Annotated in this window: 20 protein-coding genes; 7 read left to right on the top strand and 13 right to left on the bottom strand. The window is 68.1% G+C overall.

What is annotated here, in order from left to right:
* Positions 1–151: 151 nt before the first annotated feature.
* Both ACP690_RS02375 and ACP690_RS02370 read right to left on the bottom strand, forming a co-directional pair.
* Complete coding sequence (locus ACP690_RS02375; protein WP_426260001.1) at positions 152–1276, bottom strand: NAD(P) transhydrogenase subunit alpha; 1125 nt, start codon at positions 1274–1276, stop codon at positions 152–154.
* Between the two features lie 12 nt (positions 1277–1288).
* Complete coding sequence (locus ACP690_RS02370) at positions 1289–1414, bottom strand: aa3-type cytochrome c oxidase subunit IV (RefSeq protein WP_017980099.1); 126 nt, start codon at positions 1412–1414, stop codon at positions 1289–1291.
* Between the two features lie 154 nt (positions 1415–1568).
* Between ACP690_RS02370 and ACP690_RS02365 the strand changes: the two genes are divergently transcribed.
* Complete coding sequence (locus ACP690_RS02365) at positions 1569–2990, top strand: sigma-54-dependent transcriptional regulator (protein ID WP_426260000.1); 1422 nt, start codon at positions 1569–1571, stop codon at positions 2988–2990.
* Positions 2991–2998: 8 nt separating this feature from the next.
* A complete protein-coding gene (locus ACP690_RS02360; RefSeq protein WP_426259999.1) occupies positions 2999–3760 on the top strand; it encodes an SDR family NAD(P)-dependent oxidoreductase in 762 nt (253 codons plus the stop codon).
* 1 nt (position 3761) lies between these two features.
* Here ACP690_RS02360 and ACP690_RS02355 read toward each other — a convergent pair whose 3' ends face one another.
* The 7 genes from ACP690_RS02355 to glmM all read right to left on the bottom strand — a co-directional run bounded on the left by ACP690_RS02355 (position 3762) and on the right by glmM (position 10995).
* Positions 3762–4646 (bottom strand): bestrophin family protein, encoded by an 885-nt coding sequence (locus ACP690_RS02355; RefSeq protein ID WP_017980102.1) that lies wholly within the window; start codon positions 4644–4646, stop codon positions 3762–3764.
* A 77-nt stretch (positions 4647–4723) separates the two neighbouring features.
* Positions 4724–5779 carry a dihydropteroate synthase gene (gene folP / locus ACP690_RS02350; protein ID WP_426259998.1) on the bottom strand — a complete coding sequence of 352 codons (1056 nt, stop codon included), beginning with the start codon at positions 5777–5779 and terminating at the stop codon, positions 4724–4726.
* 298 nt (positions 5780–6077) lie between these two features.
* A complete protein-coding gene (locus ACP690_RS02345) occupies positions 6078–7244 on the bottom strand; it encodes a site-specific DNA-methyltransferase (protein ID WP_426259997.1) in 1167 nt (388 codons plus the stop codon).
* A 174-nt stretch (positions 7245–7418) separates the two neighbouring features.
* Positions 7419–8087 carry a ribonuclease HII gene (locus ACP690_RS02340; RefSeq protein WP_063686548.1) on the bottom strand — a complete coding sequence of 223 codons (669 nt, stop codon included), beginning with the start codon at positions 8085–8087 and terminating at the stop codon, positions 7419–7421.
* On the bottom strand, positions 8088–8855 hold the full coding sequence (gene thiD, locus ACP690_RS02335; protein ID WP_078462239.1) for a bifunctional hydroxymethylpyrimidine kinase/phosphomethylpyrimidine kinase: 768 nt from the start codon (positions 8853–8855) through the stop codon (positions 8088–8090).
* Positions 8856–9430: 575 nt separating this feature from the next.
* Complete coding sequence (locus ACP690_RS02330) at positions 9431–9655, bottom strand: DUF1272 domain-containing protein (protein WP_426259996.1); 225 nt, start codon at positions 9653–9655, stop codon at positions 9431–9433.
* Complete coding sequence (gene glmM, locus ACP690_RS02325) at positions 9655–10995, bottom strand: phosphoglucosamine mutase (protein ID WP_294286432.1); 1341 nt, start codon at positions 10993–10995, stop codon at positions 9655–9657. The genes ACP690_RS02330 and glmM overlap by 1 nt, the downstream gene beginning before the upstream one ends.
* A 58-nt stretch (positions 10996–11053) precedes the next feature.
* On the opposite strand from glmM, the gene ACP690_RS02320 reads away from it, so the two are divergent.
* Positions 11054–12283 carry a dicarboxylate/amino acid:cation symporter gene (locus ACP690_RS02320; protein WP_426259995.1) on the top strand — a complete coding sequence of 410 codons (1230 nt, stop codon included), beginning with the start codon at positions 11054–11056 and terminating at the stop codon, positions 12281–12283.
* Positions 12284–12379: 96 nt separating this feature from the next.
* On the opposite strand, the gene ACP690_RS02315 is transcribed toward ACP690_RS02320, so the two are convergent.
* The gene (locus ACP690_RS02315) at positions 12380–14194 is read right to left on the bottom strand and encodes a peptide MFS transporter (protein WP_426259994.1); all 1815 of its coding nucleotides are present in this window, start codon (positions 14192–14194) and stop codon (positions 12380–12382) included.
* 117 nt (positions 14195–14311) lie between these two features.
* On the opposite strand from ACP690_RS02315, the gene ACP690_RS02310 reads away from it, so the two are divergent.
* From ACP690_RS02310 to ACP690_RS02300, 3 genes are all read left to right on the top strand, one after another.
* Positions 14312–14881: a nitroreductase family protein gene (locus ACP690_RS02310; protein ID WP_426259993.1), complete on the top strand. Its 570-nt coding sequence runs from the start codon at positions 14312–14314 to the stop codon at positions 14879–14881.
* A 76-nt stretch (positions 14882–14957) separates the two neighbouring features.
* Positions 14958–15314, top strand: a complete 357-nt coding sequence (locus tag ACP690_RS02305) for a GntR family transcriptional regulator (protein ID WP_017980112.1) — start codon at positions 14958–14960, stop codon at positions 15312–15314.
* A gap of 66 nt (positions 15315–15380) precedes the next feature.
* Positions 15381–15704 carry an excalibur calcium-binding domain-containing protein gene (locus ACP690_RS02300; RefSeq protein ID WP_043059279.1) on the top strand — a complete coding sequence of 108 codons (324 nt, stop codon included), beginning with the start codon at positions 15381–15383 and terminating at the stop codon, positions 15702–15704.
* Here the strand turns inward: ACP690_RS02300 and ACP690_RS02295 are convergent.
* Both ACP690_RS02295 and ACP690_RS02290 read right to left on the bottom strand, forming a co-directional pair.
* A complete protein-coding gene (locus ACP690_RS02295) occupies positions 15701–16519 on the bottom strand; it encodes an arylamine N-acetyltransferase family protein (RefSeq protein WP_244056780.1) in 819 nt (272 codons plus the stop codon). The two genes, ACP690_RS02300 and ACP690_RS02295, sit on opposite strands and share 4 nt — an antisense overlap.
* Before the next feature lie 623 nt (positions 16520–17142).
* A complete protein-coding gene (locus ACP690_RS02290; protein ID WP_426259992.1) occupies positions 17143–18861 on the bottom strand; it encodes an acyl-CoA dehydrogenase in 1719 nt (572 codons plus the stop codon).
* A gap of 36 nt (positions 18862–18897) precedes the next feature.
* On the opposite strand from ACP690_RS02290, the gene ACP690_RS02285 reads away from it, so the two are divergent.
* On the top strand, positions 18898–19821 hold the full coding sequence (locus ACP690_RS02285) for an L-threonylcarbamoyladenylate synthase (protein WP_426259991.1): 924 nt from the start codon (positions 18898–18900) through the stop codon (positions 19819–19821).
* A gap of 388 nt (positions 19822–20209) precedes the next feature.
* Here ACP690_RS02285 and ACP690_RS02280 read toward each other — a convergent pair whose 3' ends face one another.
* Entirely contained in the window at positions 20210–21076 is an 867-nt protein-coding gene (locus tag ACP690_RS02280) for a flagellin (RefSeq protein ID WP_116460451.1), read from the bottom strand.
* Between the last annotated feature and the right edge of the window lie 6 nt (positions 21077–21082).

Raw genomic sequence — 21082 nt, 5'->3', positions numbered from 1 at the left:
GGCGCTTCCAAAGTGGACAAAGTGAGCGAAACGGTATCCCCCTGTTCGCCATACCGCGAACCTGAACGGTTCGTAGCGGCGGAGCGGAGGAACGATTCGCGGTTCATCGGCGCAAGACTAGGCCCAAGACCAGCGTGTAGGACAGCCCCCCTCATGCGCCGAGCAGCCGGGCGTTCACCACCTGCCCGTCCTTGGTCAAACGGACGGCGTCGCCGATCTCGGCGTCGAGCACCGGGCGGCCAGCATCCTTGTCCCAGAAGGTCGAGAGGAAGTTGTACAGGTTGCGGCTGAACAACGCCGAGGCGTCGGCGGGCAGACGGCCGGCGACGTTACGGTGGCCGACGATTGTGACGCCGTGGCGCTCGACGATCTCGCCCGCCACCGCGCCTTCGACATTGCCGCCCTGTTCGACGGCGAGGTCGACGATGACGCTGCCCGGGCGCATGCTGGCGACCTGCGCATCGCTGATCAGGCGTGGCGCCGGGCGGCCGGGGATCAGCGCGGTGGTGATGACGATGTCCTGCTTGGCGATATGCGACGACACGAGTTCGGCCTGCGCCGCCTTATATTCGTCGCTCATCTCGCCGGCATAGCCGCCGGCGCCCTCGCCCTCGATGCCCTTCACATTCTCGACGAAGATCGGCTTGGCGCCGAGGCTCTGGATCTGTTCCTTCGTGGCCGAGCGAACGTCGGTGGCGGAGACCTGCGCGCCGAGGCGCCGCGCGGTGGCGATCGCCTGCAAGCCGGCGACGCCGACGCCCATCACGAACACCTTGGCGGCGCTGACCGTACCGGCCGCGGTCATCATCATCGGGAAGGCGCGGCCATATTCGGCCGCGGCGTCGAGCACCGCCTTGTACCCGGCGAGGTTCGACTGCGACGACAATATGTCCATCGACTGCGCGCGCGTGATGCGCGGCATGAATTCCATCGCCAGCGCTTCGTAGCCGGCGGCGGCATAGGCGTCGATTCGCGCGCGGTCCCCGAAGGGGTTGAGGCCAGCGACGATCCACGCGCCGACCGCGGCACCCGTCAGACCGGCGGGATCGGGGCCCTGCACGCCGAGGATGATGTCCGCGCCGGCGAGCGTGCTCGCGCGGTCGGCGACGCTGGCGCCGACATCGGCATAGGCCTGATCGGCATAACGGGCGGCGGCACCGGCACCGGTTTCCACCGCGACGGTCGCACCCAGAGCGATGAATTTCTTGGCGGTTTCCGGCGTGGCGGCAACGCGCCGCTCGCCGTCAACATGCTCCTTGAGAACGGCGATCTTCATGTCGGCGGGCGCTCAGGCGATCAGCCAGATCACCAGCGCGGCGATCACCGCACAGGCGATGGCGCCCCAGAACAGCATCTTCGTGACGCTCGAATAGGTCGCCACATGCGCCTTCATGTCACCGTTGCCGGCCATCATCCAACCCCTGTTTGCCTGTGGCGCCTTCGCCCCTGTTGCACGATCACTGCCCGCAAAGCGCCATGGGCGTCAAGGCAAGGTACGCCTGCACCGGCTTAAGCCCGCCTTTACTCCGACGGTGTATCGCTTGCCCCGAACCGGGACGGAAAACCTTATGACGCGCAACGGGCAGCGGCTGCTTCTGCTGATCGACGACGAACCTGCGCAGCGGCGATTGGTGTCGGCGCTGGCCGCGCGCGCCGGCTGGCGATCGATCTTCGCCGCCGATGGCGAGATGGCGCTGGCGCAGCTCGGCACGCAGGACGGGATGCAGCTGGACGCGATCCTGCTCGACCATTGGGCGCCCGATGCCGATGCCGGCCCGCTGATCGCGGAGCTGCGCGAACGACGCCCGGCGCTCCCCATCCTGATGCTCACCGCCAACGGATCGGTCGCGCATGCCGTTGCGGCGATGCGCGCGGGCGCGACCGATTTCCTGGTGAAGCCGCTGGCGCCCGAACGCCTGCTCGCCGCGCTGGAAGCGGCGGTGGCGGGCACGACGGCGGGCGAATTGCGGCCGCTGACCGAAAAGATTCCGGCGCTGCTGGCGTTCGACGAGATCGTCGGCTCCTCGCCCGATTTCCGCGCCGCGCTCGCCATCGCCGCCAAGGCGGCGCGGGCGCGCGTGCCGGTGCTGGTGGAGGGTGAAAGCGGCGTCGGCAAGGAAGTGGTCGCCGATGCGATCCATGCCGCCTCGCCGCGGTCCAAGAAACCGATGGTCACCGTCAATTGCGGGGCGATTCCGGCGAACCTCGTCGAATCCGAATTGTTCGGGCATGAAAAGGGCGCGTTCACCGGCGCGTTCGAACGCAAGATCGGCAAGTTCGCCGATGCCGACGGCGGCACCATCCTGCTCGACGAAGTGGGCGAAATGCCGCTCGAGGCGCAGGTGAAGCTGCTGCGCGTGCTACAATCGGGCGAGATCCAGCCGATCGGTGCGCGTCATGCGCGGCAGGTGGACGTGCGCGTGATCGCCGCGACGAACAAGACGCTGCTCGACGAGGTCGCCGCCGGACGGTTCCGCGAGGACCTCTATTACCGGCTCAACGTGGTGCAGGTGACGATTCCGCCGTTGCGCGAGCGGCTGGCCGACGTGCCGGCGCTGGCGCGGCATCTGCTGGCGCGGATCGCGCAGCAACCGGGGCTAAGGCCGCTGGGAATCACCGACGATGCATTGGCGCTGCTGGTGCAATATGACTGGCCGGGCAACGTCCGCCAGCTCCAGAACGCGCTGTTTCGTGCGGCAGTGCTGTGCGAGGGCGCGGCGCTGACGCGGGCGGATTTCCCGCAGATCGCCTCGCTGGGCAATCGCCGGCCGGGGAGCGCGGGCACCGCCACGCTGTCGGGCGGCGGGGTGACGTTGTTCCGGCCGGACGGCAACCTGCGCCCGCTGGAGGATATCGAGGCGGACGTGATCCGGCTCGCCATCGGCCATTATCGCGGGCGGATGACCGAAGTCGCACGGCGGCTGGGGATCGGGCGCTCGACCTTGTACCGCAAGCTTGGCGAGCTGGGGATCGATAACGCCGCGGCGTAGATCCTGCTATGCGGGACGGCATGAGCCGCTTCGCGAACCGTCACATCCTCGTCACCGGTGCCGCATCGGGCATCGGCCTCGCCACCGCGCAACATCTCGCCGCCGAGGGCGCGCGCCGGCTGGTGCTGGTCGATCGCGAGGCGGCGGCGCTGGCCGCGATCGACCTGCCATGCACGCTGGACCTGCTGCCCGGCGATGTCGCGGACGAGGCGTTCTGGGACAGCGCCGCACCCTATCTTGCCGGCATCGACGGCGCGGTGGTCAATGCCGGGGTGGCCGGCGCGGGCGTCATCGCCGACCTCGACTTCGCCGAATGGCGACGCATCCTGTCGGTGAACCTGGATGGCGCGTTCCTGACGCTGCGCGCGGCGTTGCGGGCGATGGCGGACGGCGGCGCGATCGTCGCGACCGCATCGGCAGCGGGGATCAAGGCGGAGGTGGGCGTCGCCGCCTATGGCGCGTCGAAGGCGGCGCTGATCCATCTGGTGAAGGTCGCCGCCAAGGAAGCCGCGGCGCGGCGCATCCGCGTCAACGCCATCGCCCCGGCCGGAGTGGAAACCCCGGTGTGGGATGCGATCCCGATGTTTGCGAACCGGGTCGCCACGATCGGTCGTGACGCCGCCTTTGCGGAAATGGCGGCGATGGCCACGCCACTGGGCCGCTATGCCAAGGCGGAGGAGATTGCCGCGCAGATCGGCTTCCTGCTGTCCGACGCCGCCGCGCTGGTCACCGGCAGCTGCCTGCTCAGCGATGGCGGCTACACGCTTTAGTCTACCAGAGCACGCCTTTGACCGGGGTCAGCGGTGGGGGTGCCTCGTCACCGATCGACTGGAGCAGATCGATCTCGATCGTCCGGCACATCGCGGTCAGCGGCAGATCGTGAACCGTATTGGCGAACGGATCGACCAGATCGTCACCGATCGCGAGCACCGCGAGGAACATCAGCCCCGCCACGGTCGACCCCAGCGGCGTCGCGAAGCCCAACGTCTCGACGAGGCCGATCGGCAGCAGGATGCAGAAGACGTGGGTGAACAGCGTCGGGAAGAAGCGGAACTGGTTCGGCAGCGGCGTATTCTTGAGCCGCTCCATCCCCCCTTGCGAATTGGCGATGTCGACCAGGGTCGATTCCATCCGCGTCTGCTGGATCGTATCGATCAGCCCGGCGCGGCGCGCATCGTCGATACGGCGGCCGGTGCCGTCGAGCAGGCCGTTGGCGATGTTGGTGCGGGCGAGCGCCGGCTCCGCCTCGCCGCGCGACAGATATTTCAACACCTGTTCGTCGACCGGCTGCTTGCGCAGCTGGCAGCGTAGCGCGTTCACATAGGCAATCTGGCGCAGCACGATCGTGCGGCGCAGGTCATGCGCCTCTTCGGCCGGCAGGAAGTTGCGCGCTTCGCGGCTGATGTTGCGCGAGGCGTTGATCATCAGTCCCCACAGCGAACGCCCTTCCCACCAGCGCGCATAGGCCGAATTGGCGCGCGTGCCCAGGAACAGCGCCAGCACCGACCCGAACAGCGTCAGCGGCAGCGACGGCGCCTTGAACGGCAGGACGTAATAGGTGACCGTGACGATGACGTCCCAGACGAACAGGAGCGTCAGCGGCTTCCAGACCTCGGCGATGATACGGTTCAGTCGAGGGGAGGATGCGACGATCATGGAACCTCACGAATGATGACGGAGCGGCCATAACGCACATCCGCGCGCTATGCTGCACTGCAACACTATTTTACGGTTCAGCCACCCACGAGGGCCCGGTCACGCAGGCCGCGCCACACGCGCAGCGCCTGAACCGTTGCGGAAACGTCATGAACGCGCAGGAGTTGCACGCCGGCCTCCGCCCCCTTCAGCGCGAGCGCAAGACTGCCGCCAAGGCGCGCCGCCACCGGGGCTTCATTGTCCAGCGCGCCGATCATCCGCTTGCGACTGGCGCCGAGCATGATCGGGCAGCCGAGACCGTGGAACAGTGCGAGGCCGTTGAGGAGCGCGAGATTCTCCGACAGCGTCTTGCCGAAGCCGATGCCGGGATCGACGATGATGCGCGACCGGTCGATGCCGGCGGCCGTCACTGCGGCGATCCGAGCCTCGAGCCAGTCGAACACTTCGGTCAGCACGTCGCGATAGCCGGTGCGAGCGTGGCCACCCTCCTTGGGGTCGGGCGAGTGCATCAGCACGACGGGGCAACTGGCCTGCGCTACGACAGCGAGCGCACGATCGTCCCAGAGCAAAGCGGAGACGTCGTTGACGATCTGCGCGCCGGCGGCGAGCGCGGCTTCCATCACCGCAGCCTTGCGGGTGTCGATCGAGACGAGCGTGCCGCTGCGGGCGAGGCGTTCGACGACCGGCTGGATGCGGGCGATCTCGTCGCCTTCCCAAACCTGCGCGGCGCCGGGCCGGGTGGATTCGCCGCCGAGGTCGATCAGCGCGGCACCGGCGGCGGCCATGTCGACGCCGGCCGCGGCGGCGGCGGCGGGATCGGCGCTGTGCTGGCCGCCGTCGGAGAAGCTGTCCGGCGTGACGTTGAGGATACCGGCGACGAGCGGCTGGTCGAGGCGGAGCGTGCGGTCGCCGAGGACGAGCGGGGGGCGCGGCGCGGTGATCGCGGCGTGGAGCGTCTGCGCGCGATCGCCGAGGGAGGCGATATCGGCAACCGGGACGGTGCGTTTGGTGCCGTTCTCGATCACCTCATAGGCCGCGAACCATTGCAGGCCGCCGGCGAGGCGGGCGACGCCGCCGTCCGCCTGGGTAACGGGGGTGTCGACGAACTGGACGGGGCGAAGGTGGAGGGTCATCGTTCCCGTGTCCTTGCTGTGGGTCGACAAGGCAAGAGGCGGTCGGGTGTCGGCAACGAGGGGCATCGCTTGCCGCCCCCTCCGTCACCGCTTTGCGGTGCCACCTCCCCCTGGCGGGGGAGGAATTTGGTGTCGGTCGTCGTCCCCCGTCACCCCGAACTTGGTTCGGGCTCCACTCCGCGGCGAGGGGGGCGACTGGAGGCTCTTGCCGTTCCCTGCGGCCCGGTGGACCCCGGAACAAGTCCGGGGTGACGGGAGGAAGCAGGCACCCGCTCCTCCCCCCTTTGCCGAGGGGGCGTTACGGTTGGGTCGCGAGCAGGTAGGTCTGTCTCAGCGTGTCGATCGGCTGGAGCTTGCCGCCGGCTTCATGCTGCCAGAAGGTCCAGCCATTGCAGGCGGGGGCGCCTTGCAGCGCCGCGCCGAGCTTGTGGATCGAGCCGCTGGCGCCGCAGTCCGACAGCAGGCTGCCGTCGGCGCGGACCGTCACGCGGAAGCGGCGCTTGGTGTCGGTGAGCACCGCGCCGGGCTGGAGATAGCCGTTTTCGACCAGCACGCCGAAGGCGACCTTGGGCTGCTGGCGGGGCGACTGCATCGTCGACAGTGCCGATTCATCGAGCGGCAGCGCGGCGGCGATGCGTTCCTCGGCGGCGGCGATGTAATCGCCCTCACGCTCGATGCCGATCCAGTGGCGGCCCAGGCGCTTTGCCACCGCGCCGGTGGTGCCGGTGCCGAAGAAGGGGTCGACGACGACGTCGCCGGGCTTCGTGCAGGCGAGCAGGATGCGGTAGAGCAAAGCCTCGGGCTTTTGCGTCGGGTGGACCTTCACGCCGTCCTTCTTCAGGCGTTCCTGCCCGCCGCAGATCGGGAATTCCCAGTCGGAGCGCATCTGCAGCTCGTCATTCAGGGTCTTCATGCTGCGGTAGTTGAAGGTGTATTTCGCGCCCTCGCCCTTCGACGCCCAGATCAACGTCTCATGCGCGTTGGTGAAGCGGGTGCCGCGGAAGTTGGGCATCGGGTTGGCTTTGCGCCACACGATGTCGTTGAGGATCCAATAGCCCAAATCCTGCACCGCGGTGCCGACGCGGAAGATGTTGTGATAGCTGCCGATCACCCAGATCGAGCCGGTGTCCTTCAGGATGCGATGCGCCTCGGCCAGCCAGGCGCGGGTGAAGGCGTCATAGGCGGCGAAGGTGTCGAACTTGTCCCAATCGTCGGTGACGGCATCGACATGGCTGCCGTCGGGACGGAACAGCTCGCCGCCGAGCTGGAGGTTGTAGGGCGGATCGGCGAAGATCATGTCGACCGACTTGTCGGGCATGGCGCGCATCGCCGCGATGCAATCGCCGCGGACGATCTGGTCGAGCGGCAGCACGCGCGTGTCGACCGGCGCCGGCTTAATCGCCTTGGCGCGCGCCGCTGTCCGCGCCGAAACCTTCGGCTGCCTGACCTTCTCGATAACCGCCATTACGTCCCCCTTGGACCTCTATTCGCGTCAGATGGTGGACTCGCGTCAAGGCCTGAGTGGTTAACGATAAAGCTTGCCATCCCGTTAAGCGGCCCGACCAACGACTCGGCCCCGCAAGATATGGGAGCGTCGATTCCGCGCGTCCCCCAGCGCTGGGGGTGTGACTCAAAAGACTCAGCCATGAAATTGGTTAGCGGCAGAGGCGGTGAACAGCGGTCCCGCCGCCGCATCCGGCGTGATTCGGGCGTAGGCGGCCGCGACGGGCGCGAAGCTGCGGCGGTGAATCGGGGTCGGCCCGTGTTCGAGCAGCGCCGCCAGATGGTGCTTGCAGCCGTAGCCCTTGTTCGAATGCCAGTGATAATGCGGGTGGACCGCCGCGTGTTCGAGCATGATCGCATCGCGCGTTTCCTTGGCGAGGATCGACGCGGCGGCGATCGACAGGCTGTGCGCGTCGCCGCTGACGATCGCCGTCGCCGGGTAGGACCAACGCGGCAGGCGATTGCCGTCGACCAGCACATGGCCGGGATCGCAGCCAAGCTTGAGCGTCAGCGCATCGACCGCGAGCGTCATCGCCTTCATCGTCGCCCAATAGATGTTGAGCGTATCGATCTCATCCGCCTCGACGATGCCGATGCCGAAAACGGCGCGGGTCTGGATCAGCGTGCAGAGGCGAGCGCGTTCGGTGGCCGAGAGCTTCTTGGAATCGTCGATGCCGCGCGGCGTACCCTTGGCGGGCAGCACCACCGCCGCGGCGACGACCGGCCCGGCCAGCGGGCCGCGCCCCGCCTCGTCCACCCCGGCGACGGGGGGCAGGCAGGCCTTTTCGTGCTTCAGTCCGGGCATTCAGCCTTCCAGTTCGTCAAACGGCACCACCCCGAGCGCATGCCCAAGCGGGCCATGGCCGGCACCGAGACCCGGTGCATGCATCATCGCAATGCGGACGAAGCGGACGGCCTGTACGAACGCATCCTCGATTCCCAGTCCGCTGGCGAGACCCGCTGCCAGCGCGCTGGCCAAGGTGCATCCCGTGCCATGGGTATCGTCGGTGTCGAAGCGCTTGCCGATGAGCCGACGGATTTCTCCGCCGGGCGACAGCAACCGGTCCGTCACCGACGCCCCGTCACCATGCCCGCCCTTGGCGACGACGTGACAGCCATGCGCCAGCACCGCCGCTTCGCCGCCGAGTGCCGCCAGTTCGGGAATGTTGGGCGTCACCACCGACGCGATGCCCATCAGCCGCTCGAACGCCGCGATCGTGTCGGCATCGGCGAGGACGGAGCCGCTGGTGGCGATCATCACGGGGTCGAAGACGATGGGGACGTCGAGCGCTTCCAACACGTCGGCGACGGCGTGGACGGTCGCGGCGGAGCCGATCATGCCGATCTTCACCGCGTCGACGCCGAGGTCGTCGAGGACGCTCGTCATCTGCGCGACGACCATGTCGACGGGGACGGGATGCACCGCCTGCACGCCCAGCGTATTCTGCGCGGTGATCGCGGTGATCGCGGTCATGGCATGGCCGCCGAGCATCGTGACGGTCTTGATATCCGCCTGGATACCGGCTCCGCCGCCCGAATCGGATCCGGCGATGATGAGGACGCGGGGGATCATGATTGTTTCCGGAAGTGGACGAAGTGGACGGTACGTAACGTCCGGACTCGCTCCCCGTGCTGGGGCGTAGCGATGACGATGGCGGGGGTGTGGCTTGTGGGGTGAGCCATAAGGGTGTGCCATGGCATATTTGGGGGCGTGTAGGACAGCGGTTTTGGTTCGCGCGAAGACGCGAAGACGCCAAGGGGTTGCGTGGGTGGTGGCGCCGTCGCGCGATCAGCGGCGGTGCGGCGGGTGAGGCCTCTTTGCGGCTTCGCGTCTTTGCGTGAGCCTTTATCGGCGGTGGCTGGGGCGGTGGGGATTTGGTTCACGCGGAGACGCGGAGACGCGGAGGGTTGCGCTTGTGGGGAGGTGTCGCGCACCACAGGCGCGGCCCGATCTGAACCGAATGGGTGAAAGCTGCCGCGGCTCCAGACGCAACACCTCCGCGTCTCCGCGTCTCCGCGTGAACCAAATTTATTCGTCATCCCGGCGGACGCCGGGATCCATGGTGGCGGTGATGTCGCGGTGGTGCGCCGACGCTGGTGGCGCCGTCTCCATGAATCCCGACGTTCGCCGGGATGACGAATTGGGGGTCAGCCCTTGAAGCGGCGTTCCGTGCTGGCCGGGTTCGCCTTCAGCAGTTTGCCGATCCGCGTCGGGCGGTCGAGGAGTTCGCCGCTGCAATTGGGGCAGCGTTCGTCCATTGCATCGGCGCATTCGGTGCAGAAGGTGCATTCCATCGAACAGATGAACGCACCGGGTGCGTCGGCGGGCAGGTCCATACCGCAGCGCTCGCAATCGGGGCGCATCGCCAGCATCAGGCGGCGGCCTGGCGGACGGCGTCGCAGATGCGATCGACGAGCGTTTCGACTTGGCGCGCGTCGTCGCCTTCCGCCATCACGCGGATCACCGGTTCGGTGCCCGACGGGCGGATGACGAGGCGGCCGGTGCCGGCGAGCTCGGCCTCGGCGGCGGCGATCGCGTCCTTGACCGACTGCGCCTCCAAGGGCTTTCCACCGGCGAAGCGGACGTTCTTGAGCAATTGCGGCAGCGGTTCGAAGCGGTGCAGCACTTCGCTGGCCGGGGCGCCGGCGCGCTTCAACTCGGCGAGCACCTGCAGCGCGGCGACGAGGCCGTCGCCGGTGGTGCCGTAGTCCGACAGGATGATGTGGCCCGACTGTTCGCCGCCGACATTGTAGCCCGACGAGCGCATCTTTTCGAGGACGTAGCGGTCGCCGACCGCGGTGCGGACGAGGCCGAGGCCCTGCGCCTTGAGATGCCGTTCGAGGCCGAGGTTCGACATGACGGTCGCGACGAGCCCGCCGCCTGCGAGACGGCCGCGGCGCGCCCAGCCGGCGGCGATCGTCGCCATCAGCTGGTCGCCGTCGACCACCCTGCCCTGTTCGTCGACGACGATCAGGCGGTCTGCGTCACCATCCAGCGCGATGCCGATGTCGGCACCGCTGGCGACGACGGTTTCGGACAGCGTCTGCGGCGCGGTGGAGCCGACGCCGTTGTTGATGTTGACGCCATTGGGGGTGACGCCGATCGCGATGATATCCGCGCCCAGCTCCCACAACGCGGAGGGCGCGACCTTGTACGCGGCGCCGTTGGCGCAATCGATCACGACGCGCAGGCCGTCGAGGCGCAGGTCGGTGGGGAAGGTGTTCTTGGCGAAGTGGATGTAGCGCCCTTGCGCGTCGTCGATGCGGCGCGCGCGGCCGATCTGCGCGGCGGGCGCGAGGGGCACATCGCTGTCGATCAGGCCCTCGATGGTCAGTTCGGCCTCGTCGGACAATTTGTAGCCGTCGGGACCGAACAGCTTGATGCCATTGTCAGCGAAGGGATTGTGGCTGGCGGAGATCATGACGCCGATGTCGGCGCGCATCGTCTGCGTGAGCATCGCGACCGCGGGCGTCGGCAGCGGCCCGACCATGATGACGTCCATGCCGGCGCTGGTGAAGCCGGCGACGAGCGCGGATTCGAGCATATAGCCCGACAGGCGCGTGTCCTTGCCGATCAGCACGCGATGCTTGTGATCGCCGCGCTGAAAATAGGCGCCGGCCGCCATGCCGACCTTCATCGCCATTGCCGCGGTCATCGCGCCCGCGTTGGTCAGCCCGCGAATTCCGTCGGTGCCGAAGTATTTCCTTGCCATCGCGTGGTTTCCGTCCCGCTATGCGTTTTCGTGTTTTCCCGATGCGCCAAGGAACCCGATGTCGCAAGCCACCCGTATCCTTCTGGCGCTCGTCGCCGGCATCGCGCTCGGTATCCTGGGGGTCGCGCTGAACCGTGACGCCGCGCTGGCGGTGACGACCGTCACCCAGCCGATCGGCGAGGCGTGGCTGCATGCCCTGCAGATGGTGATCGTGCCGCTGATCGTCGGGCTGCTGGTGACCGGGATCGCCGCGACGGCGGAAGCCGCGCGCGCCGGGCGGATCGCGGGGCGCGCGGTGGCGCTGTTCGTCGTGGTGCTGTGGGGGACGACCATGATGTCGGCGGCGGTGATGCCGCTGCTGCTGGATGCCTGGCCATTGCCGGAGGCGTGGTCGCAGGCGCTGCGAGCCGCGCTGACTGCGGCGCCGGTGATGGGCAAGGTGCCGACGCTGGCCGATTTCTTCAACACGATCGTGCCGACCAATGTCGTGGCGGCGGCATCCGGGGACGCATTCCTGCCGCTGACGGTGTTCACGCTCGCCTTCGCCTTTGCGATCACGCGGCTGGAGGCGGCGTCGCGCAAGCGGCTGACCGACCTGTTCCAGAGCATTACCGACGCGATGCTGGTCATCATCGGCTGGGTGCTGAAGCTGGCGCCGATCGGCATCTTCGCGCTTGCCTATGGCGTCGGCGCGCGGACGGGCGCGGCGGCGTTCGGGGCGCTGGTGCATTATATCGTGCTGGTATCGACGATCGGCTTCATCGTGCTGCTGGCAGGCTATGTCGTGGCGCGGGTGTTCGGGGGCGTGCCGGTGCGCGCCTTCGCCAGGGCGGTGGCGCCGGCGCAGGGGATCGCGATCAGCACACAAAGCTCGCTCGCGTCGCTGCCGGCGATGCTGAAGGGATCGGAAGCGATCGGCGTCGCGCCGGCGACCGCGGGGATCGTGCTACCGGTGGCCGTGGCGATCTTTCGCGCGACCAGTCCGGCGATGAATTTGGCGGTGGCGCTGTACGTCGCGCACTGGCTGGGGGTGCCGATCGGGCCGGGACAGCTGGCGGCGGGGGTGGCGACCGCGGCGATCACGACGATGGGGTCGGTGTCGCTGCCGGGGACGATCAGCTTCTTCGCGAGCGTGGCGCCGGTGGCCTTCGCGATGGGCGTGCCGATCGAGGCGCTGGGCTTGCTGGTGGCGGTGGAGACGGTGCCGGACCTGTTCCGGACCGTGGGGAATGTGACGATGGACGTCGCGGTGACGAGCGTGGTGGGGCGGGAGAAGCGGCCCGACTAGAACCCGTCACCCCGGGCCTGACCCGGGGTCCCGCTTCTCTCGCCGCAGACAGAAAAAGCGGGACCCCGGCTCTGCGGCCGGGGTGACGGGTTTGCGTCACTTCACCCCATGCATCCACTTCTTGAGCGGCCAGGAGAGCAGCAGCAGCACGATACCGAGGCCGATCGCCCATTCGGCGATGAGCGTGAAGACGCCGTTATAGGTGTCGAGGCTGACCTTCAGGTTCGTCACCTGCCCGCCGACGGTTTCGACGCTGGCGACCTGCGCGATCATGCCGGCGAAATACTGCGCGACCGAGATCGAGAGGAACCACACACCCATCATCAGGCCGACGATGCGCGCGATCGACAGCTTGGTGATCATCGACAGGCCGACCGGCGAGATGCACAGTTCGGCGAGGCTGTGGATCAGATAGAGGCCTGCGAGCCACCAGATGCCGACCTTGAAATCCGGCCCGACGAAGCGGCTGCCGAAGACGAGGAACAGGAAGCCCGCGCCGACACCCATCAGCGCGATGCCGAACTTGACGGGAATCGACGGTTCGCGGCCCGCGGCGGCGAGCTTGGTCCACATCGCCGCCATCACCGGGGCGAAGAGCACGATGAACAGCGCGTTGAACGTCTGCGTCTGCCCCGCCGAGATCGGATAGCCGAAGATGTGGAGGTCGGTGTTGCGATCGGCGAACAGCGTGAGGCTGGAGCCGGCCTGTTCGAACAACGTCCAGAACACGACGTTGAAGGTGATGAGCACCATCGCCGCCAGCATCATCTGGAATTCGGTGCGGCTGCCCGACACGAAGCTCCAGATCAGGATGCCGGGCACCGCGATGATGAAGGTGCCGAACAGCAATTTGCCCATCAGCGGCAGCGCCAGGACATAGGCGACGATCGAACCCGCACCCGCGGTCGATTCCGCGCTGTTCATCAGGTTGACGAATAGGAGGTAGAAGAGCGGGATACCGATCAGCGCCGCGGCATAGATGCCGATCGTACGGTTGGCGGGCTGGCCGGCGGGCTGTTCGCCGTAACCGGTCAGGCGACCGCCATCGAACTGGATAAGGATCCACGAGAGCAGCATGCCGAGCGCGGCGAGGCCGAAGCCCGCCCACCAGCCGAGCCCCGCCCACACGCCCGGAATACCCACCGCGAGCAGCGGGCAGAGGAATTGCGAGAGCAGCGAGCCGAGATTGATGCCCATGTAGAAGATGGTGAAGCCGCTGTCGCGACGGCGATCGCCCTGCGCGTAGAGCTCACCCACCATGGTCGAGATATTGGGTTTGAAGAAGCCGTTGCCGACCGAGATCATGCACAAGGCGATGAGCATCAGCGTCGTGTAGAAGGTGCTACGCTCGCCGTCCGACGCGAAGCCGCCCTTGGCGATCGTGCGCTGCGGCTGGCCGTCGGCCCCGAGCAGCGCGACGCTGCCGTCGTCATTGCCCTTGATCGCCAGTTTCTGCGTGCCGTCGATGACGTAGCGCGTCTCGACACCGTTCACCTGCGCGACCGCGACGTCGTAACGCTGGCCGTCGATCGTCGCATAGGGCTTGGCGGGCTGGCCACCGAAGGCGAGCGTGAAATAGCCGAGCGCCATCAGGATCGCGCCGAACTTCACCGCGCGCTTGGACCCCAGATACTGGTCCGCCAGATAGCCGCCGACCAGCGGCGTCAGGTACACGAGCGCGGTATAGCCGCCATACAGGCCGGTCGCGGCGCGGTCGCCGAACAGGAAATGCTGCGTCAGATAGAGCGTCAGCAGCGCGCGCATGCCGTAATAGCCGAAGCGTTCCCACATTTCGGTGGTGAACAGGCGCGCGAGCTGGCGGGGATGGCCAAACCAGGTCTTTTCGGCGGCCGGATTGATATGGCTGATGTCAGGCTCGCCGCGGTTGTCCGCGGTCGGGGTGTCCACCATTCGTTACGCTCCCTGAACTGTGCGGCATCGCTGCGCACGCATCGTCGTTAATGGTATCAAGAGTAACGACAAAGCCGCGACTGTAAACATCGGCGTCTCGCGGCTATGGCGGGCGCCATGTTCAACGACACCTCCACGCCGCTTTCGTTGCTGACCACGCGCCGTTCCGGCAAGCCGCGCGACCTGGTCGCGCCGGGCCCCTCCCCCGAGCAACTCGAGCAGATGATCGCCATCGCGGCGCGCACGCCGGACCATGGCAAGCTCGCCCCCTGGCGGTTCGTCATCGTCGACGATCGCGCTGCGCTCGCGACGCTGATCACCGATGCCTATCGCGCGGAACGCCCGCAGGCGGCGCGGACCGAGATCGAATCGCTGGAGCAGTTCGCGCATCAGGCGCCGGCTTTGGTCGTCGTGCTCTCTTCGCCCAGCACGACCAGCCATATCCCGCGCTGGGAGCAGGAGCTGTCGGCGGGCGCGGCGACGATGAACCTGCTGCATGCTGCGCATGCGATGGGCTTTGCGGGCGGCTGGCTGACCGGCTGGCCGACCTTTTCGGAAGAGGTGCGCGATGCCTTCGGCGGGCCGCACGAGCGGATCGCGGGCTTCGTCTTCCTCGGCACGCCCGGCCGGCCGCTCGACGAACGGCCCCGTCCCGATCTGACACGCGTGATCAGCCACTGGCCCTGATCGCACGGATTTTAAGGCAGGTTCGGACGGAAAGGTTGGGGATGGACCTTTTGCGCGACTGGTGTATTAAACAACCATGACAGCGCTCAGCAACGAGGACAGCCCGGTCTACATCCGGCTGCGTGGCACCATCGCCGCCGGGATCCTGCGCGGCGATTACCGCACGGGTGACCAGCTTCCCTCGGTTCGCGCCTTCGCCGCCGAACATGGCGCCAACCCGCTGACGGTCGCCAAGGCGTATCAGAGCTTTCAGGACGACGGCTATGTCGAGGTGCGGCGCGGCGTCGGCATGTTCGTGCTGCCGGGCGCGGCGGACAAGCTGCGCGCGGCGGAACGCGCGAGCTTCATCGAAAATCAGTGGCCGCGGATCCGGGGCTATATCGACCTGCTGGGGCTCGATGCGGCGGACCTGCTGAACGCCGAACGGGTGTAACGGCAAGCTTCAGGTAAACCAGCGATCCTAAGCATTTAGCAACACAAGGATGATAACCGAGCGATCATGGATCGCCGGTTTCTCGCATTGACGGCCAGCCTGTCGGCGCTGACGTTCGGCGGTGTCTGGCTGGCGGCCACGCCGCCCGGGACGAGCGCAGCCGCCGACCTGCATGCGCTCCTTCCCCTATCGCCTGCTGCTGAAAGCGCGGTCGTCTATTATCCCGGATGCGACGCGGTGCGGGCGGCCGGCAAGGCGCCGCTGTTTCGCGACCAACCCGGCTATCGCCCCCAGATGGACGGCGATGGCGACGGCGTCGCCTGCGAAGTGACGGTCGGCCACGGCGGCTTTTCGGGCGGCAGGGGTTGGCGGCGCTCCGGCCGACGTTAGAACAGCCCCAGCGCCGCCACCTCGTCCGCGGTCAGGTCGATGCCGAACATCAGCGACATGCGCATGCGGTAGACGCGCGGATCGGTGATCTCGCTTTCGGTGTCGTTATCGCCCGCGCGGCGGTGGTAGCGGCGATCGGTGAGGCCGGCAAAGCCATGGGGCAGGACGATGCTGGCGATCGTCATCTGCGTGAAGCGGCTGCCGGGCGCGGTCGACGTCCAATGGTTGGACAGCGCGAGATCGGCATCGGCGACCGCGGTTTCGTGGAAGCTGTATTGCGGCTGCCAGCCCTCGCCCGTGCCGCGGCCGTCGGTGGAGCCGGCAGCGCCCTTGCGCAGCAGCATCCAGCCATGCGCGGCGTCGCGCGTCAGACGGAAGCGCGCGCCGTCGGGGGCGTCGACTTCCCAGCCATCGACCAGCGCCATGACCGGCGCATAGCTGCCGCCGAAGCCCGCGTCGGCGATCCAGTCCGCGCCGTCGATCGTCACCAGGCTGAACGTGTGGGTGAGCGGCGGCACCTCGGTTGCGCCCAGCCAGACGCGGGCGAGCAGCGGGCGCGCGTCGAAGCCCAAGGCGGCGAGCGCGTCGAGGAACAGGCGATTGTGTTCGAAGCAATAGCCGCCGCGCTTGGCGGTGACGAGCTTGGCGAACACGCTGGCGCTGTCGATCGCGATCCCGCGCCCCAGGCGGACGTCGAGGTTTTCGAACGGGATCGCCAACCGGTGTTCGCGCTGCAGGCGGCCGAGGCCTTCGGCATCGGGGGTCACGCGGGCCGGCAGGCCGATGCGGGCGAGATAGGCGTCGAGATCGAACATGCCTGCGCTTTCGGGACGAATGCTGCGGTTGGCAAGGGCTGGGTGGTGGGTGGCGCCGCCTTTCCTGCCCTCCTCGCGCCGGACACGTGACGGAGTCCGCCGGGCGGTTGGGGGTGGAGCTGGAGGTTCTTGCCGTCCCCTCGCGGAAAAGTGGACTCCGGACCGAGTCCGGGGTGACGGTGGGGGTTTGCCCGGTCCTCCCCCGCCAGGGGGAGGTGGCGCCGCGAAGCGGTGACGGAGGGGGAGGTCGGCGGCATCCTCCGTTATGAAGCGCATCGCTGACCGCCCCCTCCACCATTCGGCTTGCGCCGAACGGTCCCCCTCCCCCTGGCGGGGGAGGATTTAGGCGCTGTGACGGCTTCGGTGACGCTTGGTCCGGCGTCATTCCGGGCGAGCGCGCCGGTCTGGAGACTCCTGCCCCCCCGTGGAGGCGTGGACCCTGCGGGGTGGCGGTGTGGGTGGGGCGGCGCTCAGTCCTCCCCCGCCAGGGGGAGGGGGACCGTTCGGCGTCAGCCGAACGGTGGAGGGGGAGGTCGCGGGGCGTCCTGTTATCAGGTGCGCCGCTGACCGCCCCCTCCGTCACCGGCTTTGCCGGTGCCACCTCCCCCTGGCGGGGGAGGATTTTAAGCCGCGAACGCCTCTGCCGGCACCGCGTAGAGGACGTCCGCCTTCGCCGTCGCGGCGGCCTTGAGGCCGAGCGCTTCGGGGACGATCTGGTCGAGGTAGAAGGCGACCGCAGCGCGCTTCATCTGGGCGAAGGTTTCGTCGCCCGTCGCATGGCGGGCTTCGCGTTCCAGCAGCCAGCCGCAGGTCGCGACCGAGGTCATCGTCAGGAAGGGATAGCTGGCGGCGAGCTTGTCGTCGGCGTCCGCGGTGGCGAGGCGGTGGGCGATCTGGTCGACCGCTTCGATCAGCGCGACGAGATCCGAGTGCTGCGCCTCGGCGCGCATGTCGGCGACGAGTGCGGCGAAGGCGGCGCCGTTTTCCAGGCTCAGCTTTCGGCCGACGAGGTCGGCGGCCTGGATGCCGTTGGTGCCTTCGTAGATCGGCGTGATGCGCGCATCGCGGAAATACTGCGCGGCGCCGGTTTCCTCGACATAGCCCATGCCGCCATGCACCTGGACGCCGAGGCTCGCGACTTCGTTGCCGATATCGGTGCCGTGCGCCTTGGCGAGCGGCGTCACCACCTCCAGCCGGTTCTTCGCCGCGGCATCGCCCAGGCCGGCGCGGTCGACCTGGCCCGCGGCATAATAGACGAGAGCGCGGGCGGCCTGGGTCTGCGCCTTCATGCGCAGCAGCATGCGGCGGACGTCGGGATGTTCGACGATGCGGACCGGATTCTTGTCCGGCGAGCCGCCGCGGGCGGACTGGACGCGCTCGAGGGCGTAGGCGACCGCCTTTTGCGTCGCGCCTTCGGCCACCTGCACGCCCTGCAGACCGACGTTGAGGCGCGCGTTGTTCATCATCGTGAACATCGCGCGCATGCCGCCATGTTCGGGGCCGATCAGCTCGCCGATGCAATCGTCATGGTCGCCGAACGACAGCACGCAAGTCGGCGAGGCGTGCAGGCCCATCTTGTGCTCGATCGACACGACGCGGACGTCGTTGAAGTCGCCGGGCGTGCCGTCGGCGTTGAGGCGATATTTGGGGACGAGGAACAGGCTGATGCCGCGCGTGCCGGCGGGCGCATCGGGGGTGCGGGCGAGGACGAGGTGGACGATATTGTCCGCCATGTCGTGGTCGCCAAACGAGATGTAGATTTTCGTGCCCTTGATCGACCATTTGCCGTCACCCAGCGGCTTGGCGGTCGAACGCAGCGCGCCAACGTCGCTGCCCGCCTGCGGTTCGGTGAGGTTCATCGTGCCCGTCCAGGCGCCGGTGGCGAGGTGGGGCAGATATTGCGCCTGCTGTTCGGGCGTGCCGTGGTGGATCAGTGCCTCGATCGCGCCGACGGTGAGCGTCGGGCAGAGCGCGAAGCCCATGTTGGCGCTGCCCAACGTATCGAGCACCGCGGTCTGGATCGCGAAGGGCAGGCCCTGGCCGCCGAAATCCTCCGGCACGCCGATCGTGCCCCAGCCGCCCTCGACGTAATCCTTATATGCCTTGATGAAATTGGCCGGCATATGGACGCCGTCGGGGGTCCATTTTGCGCCGACCGTGTCGCCTTCGCGGTTGAGCGGCGCCCATTCGCCCGCGGCGAAGGTCGCGACGCCCTCCAGCACGGCATCGACCACGTCGGCGCTGGCGGCGGCGAAGCGATCCGTGTTCGCCAGTTCGTCGATCTTCACGACATGCTCCAGCACGAAACGCTGGTCGGCGACGGCGGCGGTAAAGGACATCATTCTCTCCCAAGGATCAGCACGATATAGCGTCGGAAAATGGCCGATCCAAACCCGCGCATCTTACCCTACGGCATGGCCGCGATCGACGAGGCGGCCGAGCGAATCGCCCGCGGCGAATGCGTCGCGGTGCCGACCGAGACGGTCTATGGCCTCGCCGCCGACGCGCGGAATGCGACGGCGGTGGCGGGTATCTATGCGGCGAAGGGGCGGCCGAGCTTCAATCCGCTGATCGTGCATGTGCCCGACCTTGCCGCGGCGGAGCGGATCGCAATGTTCGACGCGGACGCGCGGGCTTTGGCGGCGTGCTTCTGGCCGGGACCGCTGACGCTGGTGCTGCCGCTGCGCGCCGACACCGGGATCGCCGCGCTGGTGACGGCGGGGCTGGAGACGATCGCGCTGCGCGTGCCGGGACATCGGGCGATGCAGGCGTTGCTGGCCGCGAGCGGCACGCCGCTCGCCGCGCCGTCGGCCAATGCGAGCAACGGGCTGAGCCCGACGCGGGCGGAGCATGTCGCCAGGAGCCTGGGTGCGCGGGTGCCGCTGATCATCGACGACGGCGCGTGCGTGGCGGGGGTGGAATCGACGATTGTCGCCGGGCGGACGATCCTGCGGCCGGGGCCGATCGCGGCGGCGGACCTGCCCTTCCGCGTGACGCGACGTGCCGAGGGCGCGGCGATCACCGCGCCGGGTCAGCTCGCGACGCATTATGCCCCCGTCAAGCCGCTGCGGCTGGAGGCGACCGAGCGGCGCGCGGGCGAATGGCTGATCGGCTATGACTCTATAATAGGGGACGACACGCTATCGGCGTCGGGCGACCTGACCGAGGCGGCGGCGCGGCTGTTCGATGCGCTGCACCGGGCCGATGCGAGCGACGCCAGGGGAATCGCGATCGCGCCGATCCCGCATGAGGGGTTGGGCGAGGCGATCAACGACCGGCTGACGCGCGCGGCGCATCGGTAACGGCGCCCGGTTGGGGGCGGTGCACCCGCCCCGCGCGCCGCGTCACCCCGGACTTGGTCCGGGGTCCACCGGGCCGCAGGGGCAGCGTACGAGCCTCAAGCCATCCCCCTCGCCGCAGAGTGGACCCCGGACCAAGTCCGGGGTGACGGTGTGGGTGGGGCGGGCGGTGCGCGCCACACGTGCCGAACGACACAATGGTCGCCGGAAGACGAAGAACGTGCGGCAAGCGTTGCGTACGGCATCAAGCCGAAAACCCCGGCGGTCGCTGGCGACCACCGGGGCTCTGGCTTGCTCGACCTTGGGGGACGAGCTCGGTCCGGCGCCGGCACCCTTGGGGGGGGCGGTGCCCGCGCCGAAGTACGCGGTTACTGAAAGTCGTCGGCTGCCGTTACTGGAGCAGCTTCATCACGCCCTGCTGGCTCTGGTTCGCCTGGGCGAGCATCGCGGTCGAGGCCTGGCTGAGGATCTGCGCCTTGGCGAGGTTGGTCGTCTCGGACGAGAAATCCGCGTCCGTGATCTGGCTCTTCGCCGCGGTCAGGTTGGTGGAGTTGGTGGTGAGGTTGTTCACCGCCGACTGCAGCTGGTTCTGCGCGGCGCCGAGGCCGGCGCGATAGGTGCTGACCGTCTTCAGCGCGGAGTCGACCGTGGCGAGCGCGGTGTTGGTCGCGGTGGTGAGGTCGATCGACGTCGCGTTGGTGATCGTCGTGTCGTCGGTCAGCTTGTTGAACTTGACGTTCACCGAGTCGGCCGCGTTCGCACCCGCCTGGATCTTGAAGGTGCTGTAGGCGGGCGCCACCGGGGCCGGTGCGGCGGTTGCCGCGGTCACGGTGCCGGCCGACGCGTCGAACAGCTTGTTGCCGTTGAACTGCGTGTTGGCGAGCGTCGAGGTGATCTGCGTCGACAGGGCGGAGACTTCGGCCTGCATGTTCGCCTTGTCGGACGAGCTGTAGGTGCCGCTGGTCGCCTGGACGGTCAGTTCGCGGACACGCTGCAGCATGTTGGAGACTTCACCCAACGCGCCTTCCGCGGTCTGCGCCATCGCGATGCCGTCGTTGGCGTTGCGGATGCCCTGGTTCATGCCCCGGATCTGGGCCGTCATCGTATCGGAAATCGCGAGGCCGGCAGCGTCGTCCTTCGCCGAGTTGATGCGCTGCCCGGTCGACAGGCGCTGCATCGCGGTGGACAACGCGGCATTCGCGTTGGTGGAGGCATTGGCGGCGCGCAGCGATGCCACGTTTGTGCCGATGACGGTCATGATCGT

It is taken from the genome of Sphingomonas sp. DC4900, assembly GCF_049896485.1.
Classification (GTDB): Bacteria; Pseudomonadota; Alphaproteobacteria; order Sphingomonadales; family Sphingomonadaceae; genus Sphingomonas; species Sphingomonas aquatilis.
This window is presented reverse-complemented; position numbering and strand designations above follow the sequence as displayed.

Excerpts from the sequence above, each read along its gene's own strand:
- ACP690_RS02375 (WP_426260001.1), bottom strand. The coding sequence starts at position 1,276 with ATGAAGATCGCCGTTCTCAAGGAGCATGTTGACGGCGAGCGGCGCGTT.
- ACP690_RS02370 (WP_017980099.1), bottom strand. The coding sequence starts at position 1,414 with ATGATGGCCGGCAACGGTGACATGAAGGCGCATGTGGCGACCTATTCG.
- ACP690_RS02365 (WP_426260000.1), top strand. The coding sequence starts at position 1,569 with ATGACGCGCAACGGGCAGCGGCTGCTTCTGCTGATCGACGACGAACCT.
- ACP690_RS02360 (WP_426259999.1), top strand. The coding sequence starts at position 2,999 with ATGCGGGACGGCATGAGCCGCTTCGCGAACCGTCACATCCTCGTCACC.
- ACP690_RS02355 (WP_017980102.1), bottom strand. The coding sequence starts at position 4,646 with ATGATCGTCGCATCCTCCCCTCGACTGAACCGTATCATCGCCGAGGTC.
- folP (WP_426259998.1), bottom strand. The coding sequence starts at position 5,779 with ATGACCCTCCACCTTCGCCCCGTCCAGTTCGTCGACACCCCCGTTACC.
- ACP690_RS02345 (WP_426259997.1), bottom strand. The coding sequence starts at position 7,244 with ATGGCGGTTATCGAGAAGGTCAGGCAGCCGAAGGTTTCGGCGCGGACA.
- ACP690_RS02340 (WP_063686548.1), bottom strand. The coding sequence starts at position 8,087 with ATGCCCGGACTGAAGCACGAAAAGGCCTGCCTGCCCCCCGTCGCCGGG.
- thiD (WP_078462239.1), bottom strand. The coding sequence starts at position 8,855 with ATGATCCCCCGCGTCCTCATCATCGCCGGATCCGATTCGGGCGGCGGA.
- ACP690_RS02330 (WP_426259996.1), bottom strand. The coding sequence starts at position 9,655 with ATGCTGGCGATGCGCCCCGATTGCGAGCGCTGCGGTATGGACCTGCCC.
- glmM (WP_294286432.1), bottom strand. The coding sequence starts at position 10,995 with ATGGCAAGGAAATACTTCGGCACCGACGGAATTCGCGGGCTGACCAAC.
- ACP690_RS02320 (WP_426259995.1), top strand. The coding sequence starts at position 11,054 with ATGTCGCAAGCCACCCGTATCCTTCTGGCGCTCGTCGCCGGCATCGCG.
- ACP690_RS02315 (WP_426259994.1), bottom strand. The coding sequence starts at position 14,194 with ATGGTGGACACCCCGACCGCGGACAACCGCGGCGAGCCTGACATCAGC.
- ACP690_RS02310 (WP_426259993.1), top strand. The coding sequence starts at position 14,312 with ATGTTCAACGACACCTCCACGCCGCTTTCGTTGCTGACCACGCGCCGT.
- ACP690_RS02305 (WP_017980112.1), top strand. The coding sequence starts at position 14,958 with ATGACAGCGCTCAGCAACGAGGACAGCCCGGTCTACATCCGGCTGCGT.
- ACP690_RS02300 (WP_043059279.1), top strand. The coding sequence starts at position 15,381 with ATGGATCGCCGGTTTCTCGCATTGACGGCCAGCCTGTCGGCGCTGACG.
- ACP690_RS02295 (WP_244056780.1), bottom strand. The coding sequence starts at position 16,519 with ATGTTCGATCTCGACGCCTATCTCGCCCGCATCGGCCTGCCGGCCCGC.
- ACP690_RS02290 (WP_426259992.1), bottom strand. The coding sequence starts at position 18,861 with ATGATGTCCTTTACCGCCGCCGTCGCCGACCAGCGTTTCGTGCTGGAG.
- ACP690_RS02285 (WP_426259991.1), top strand. The coding sequence starts at position 18,898 with ATGGCCGATCCAAACCCGCGCATCTTACCCTACGGCATGGCCGCGATC.
- ACP690_RS02280 (WP_116460451.1), bottom strand. The coding sequence starts at position 21,076 with ATGACCGTCATCGGCACAAACGTGGCATCGCTGCGCGCCGCCAATGCC.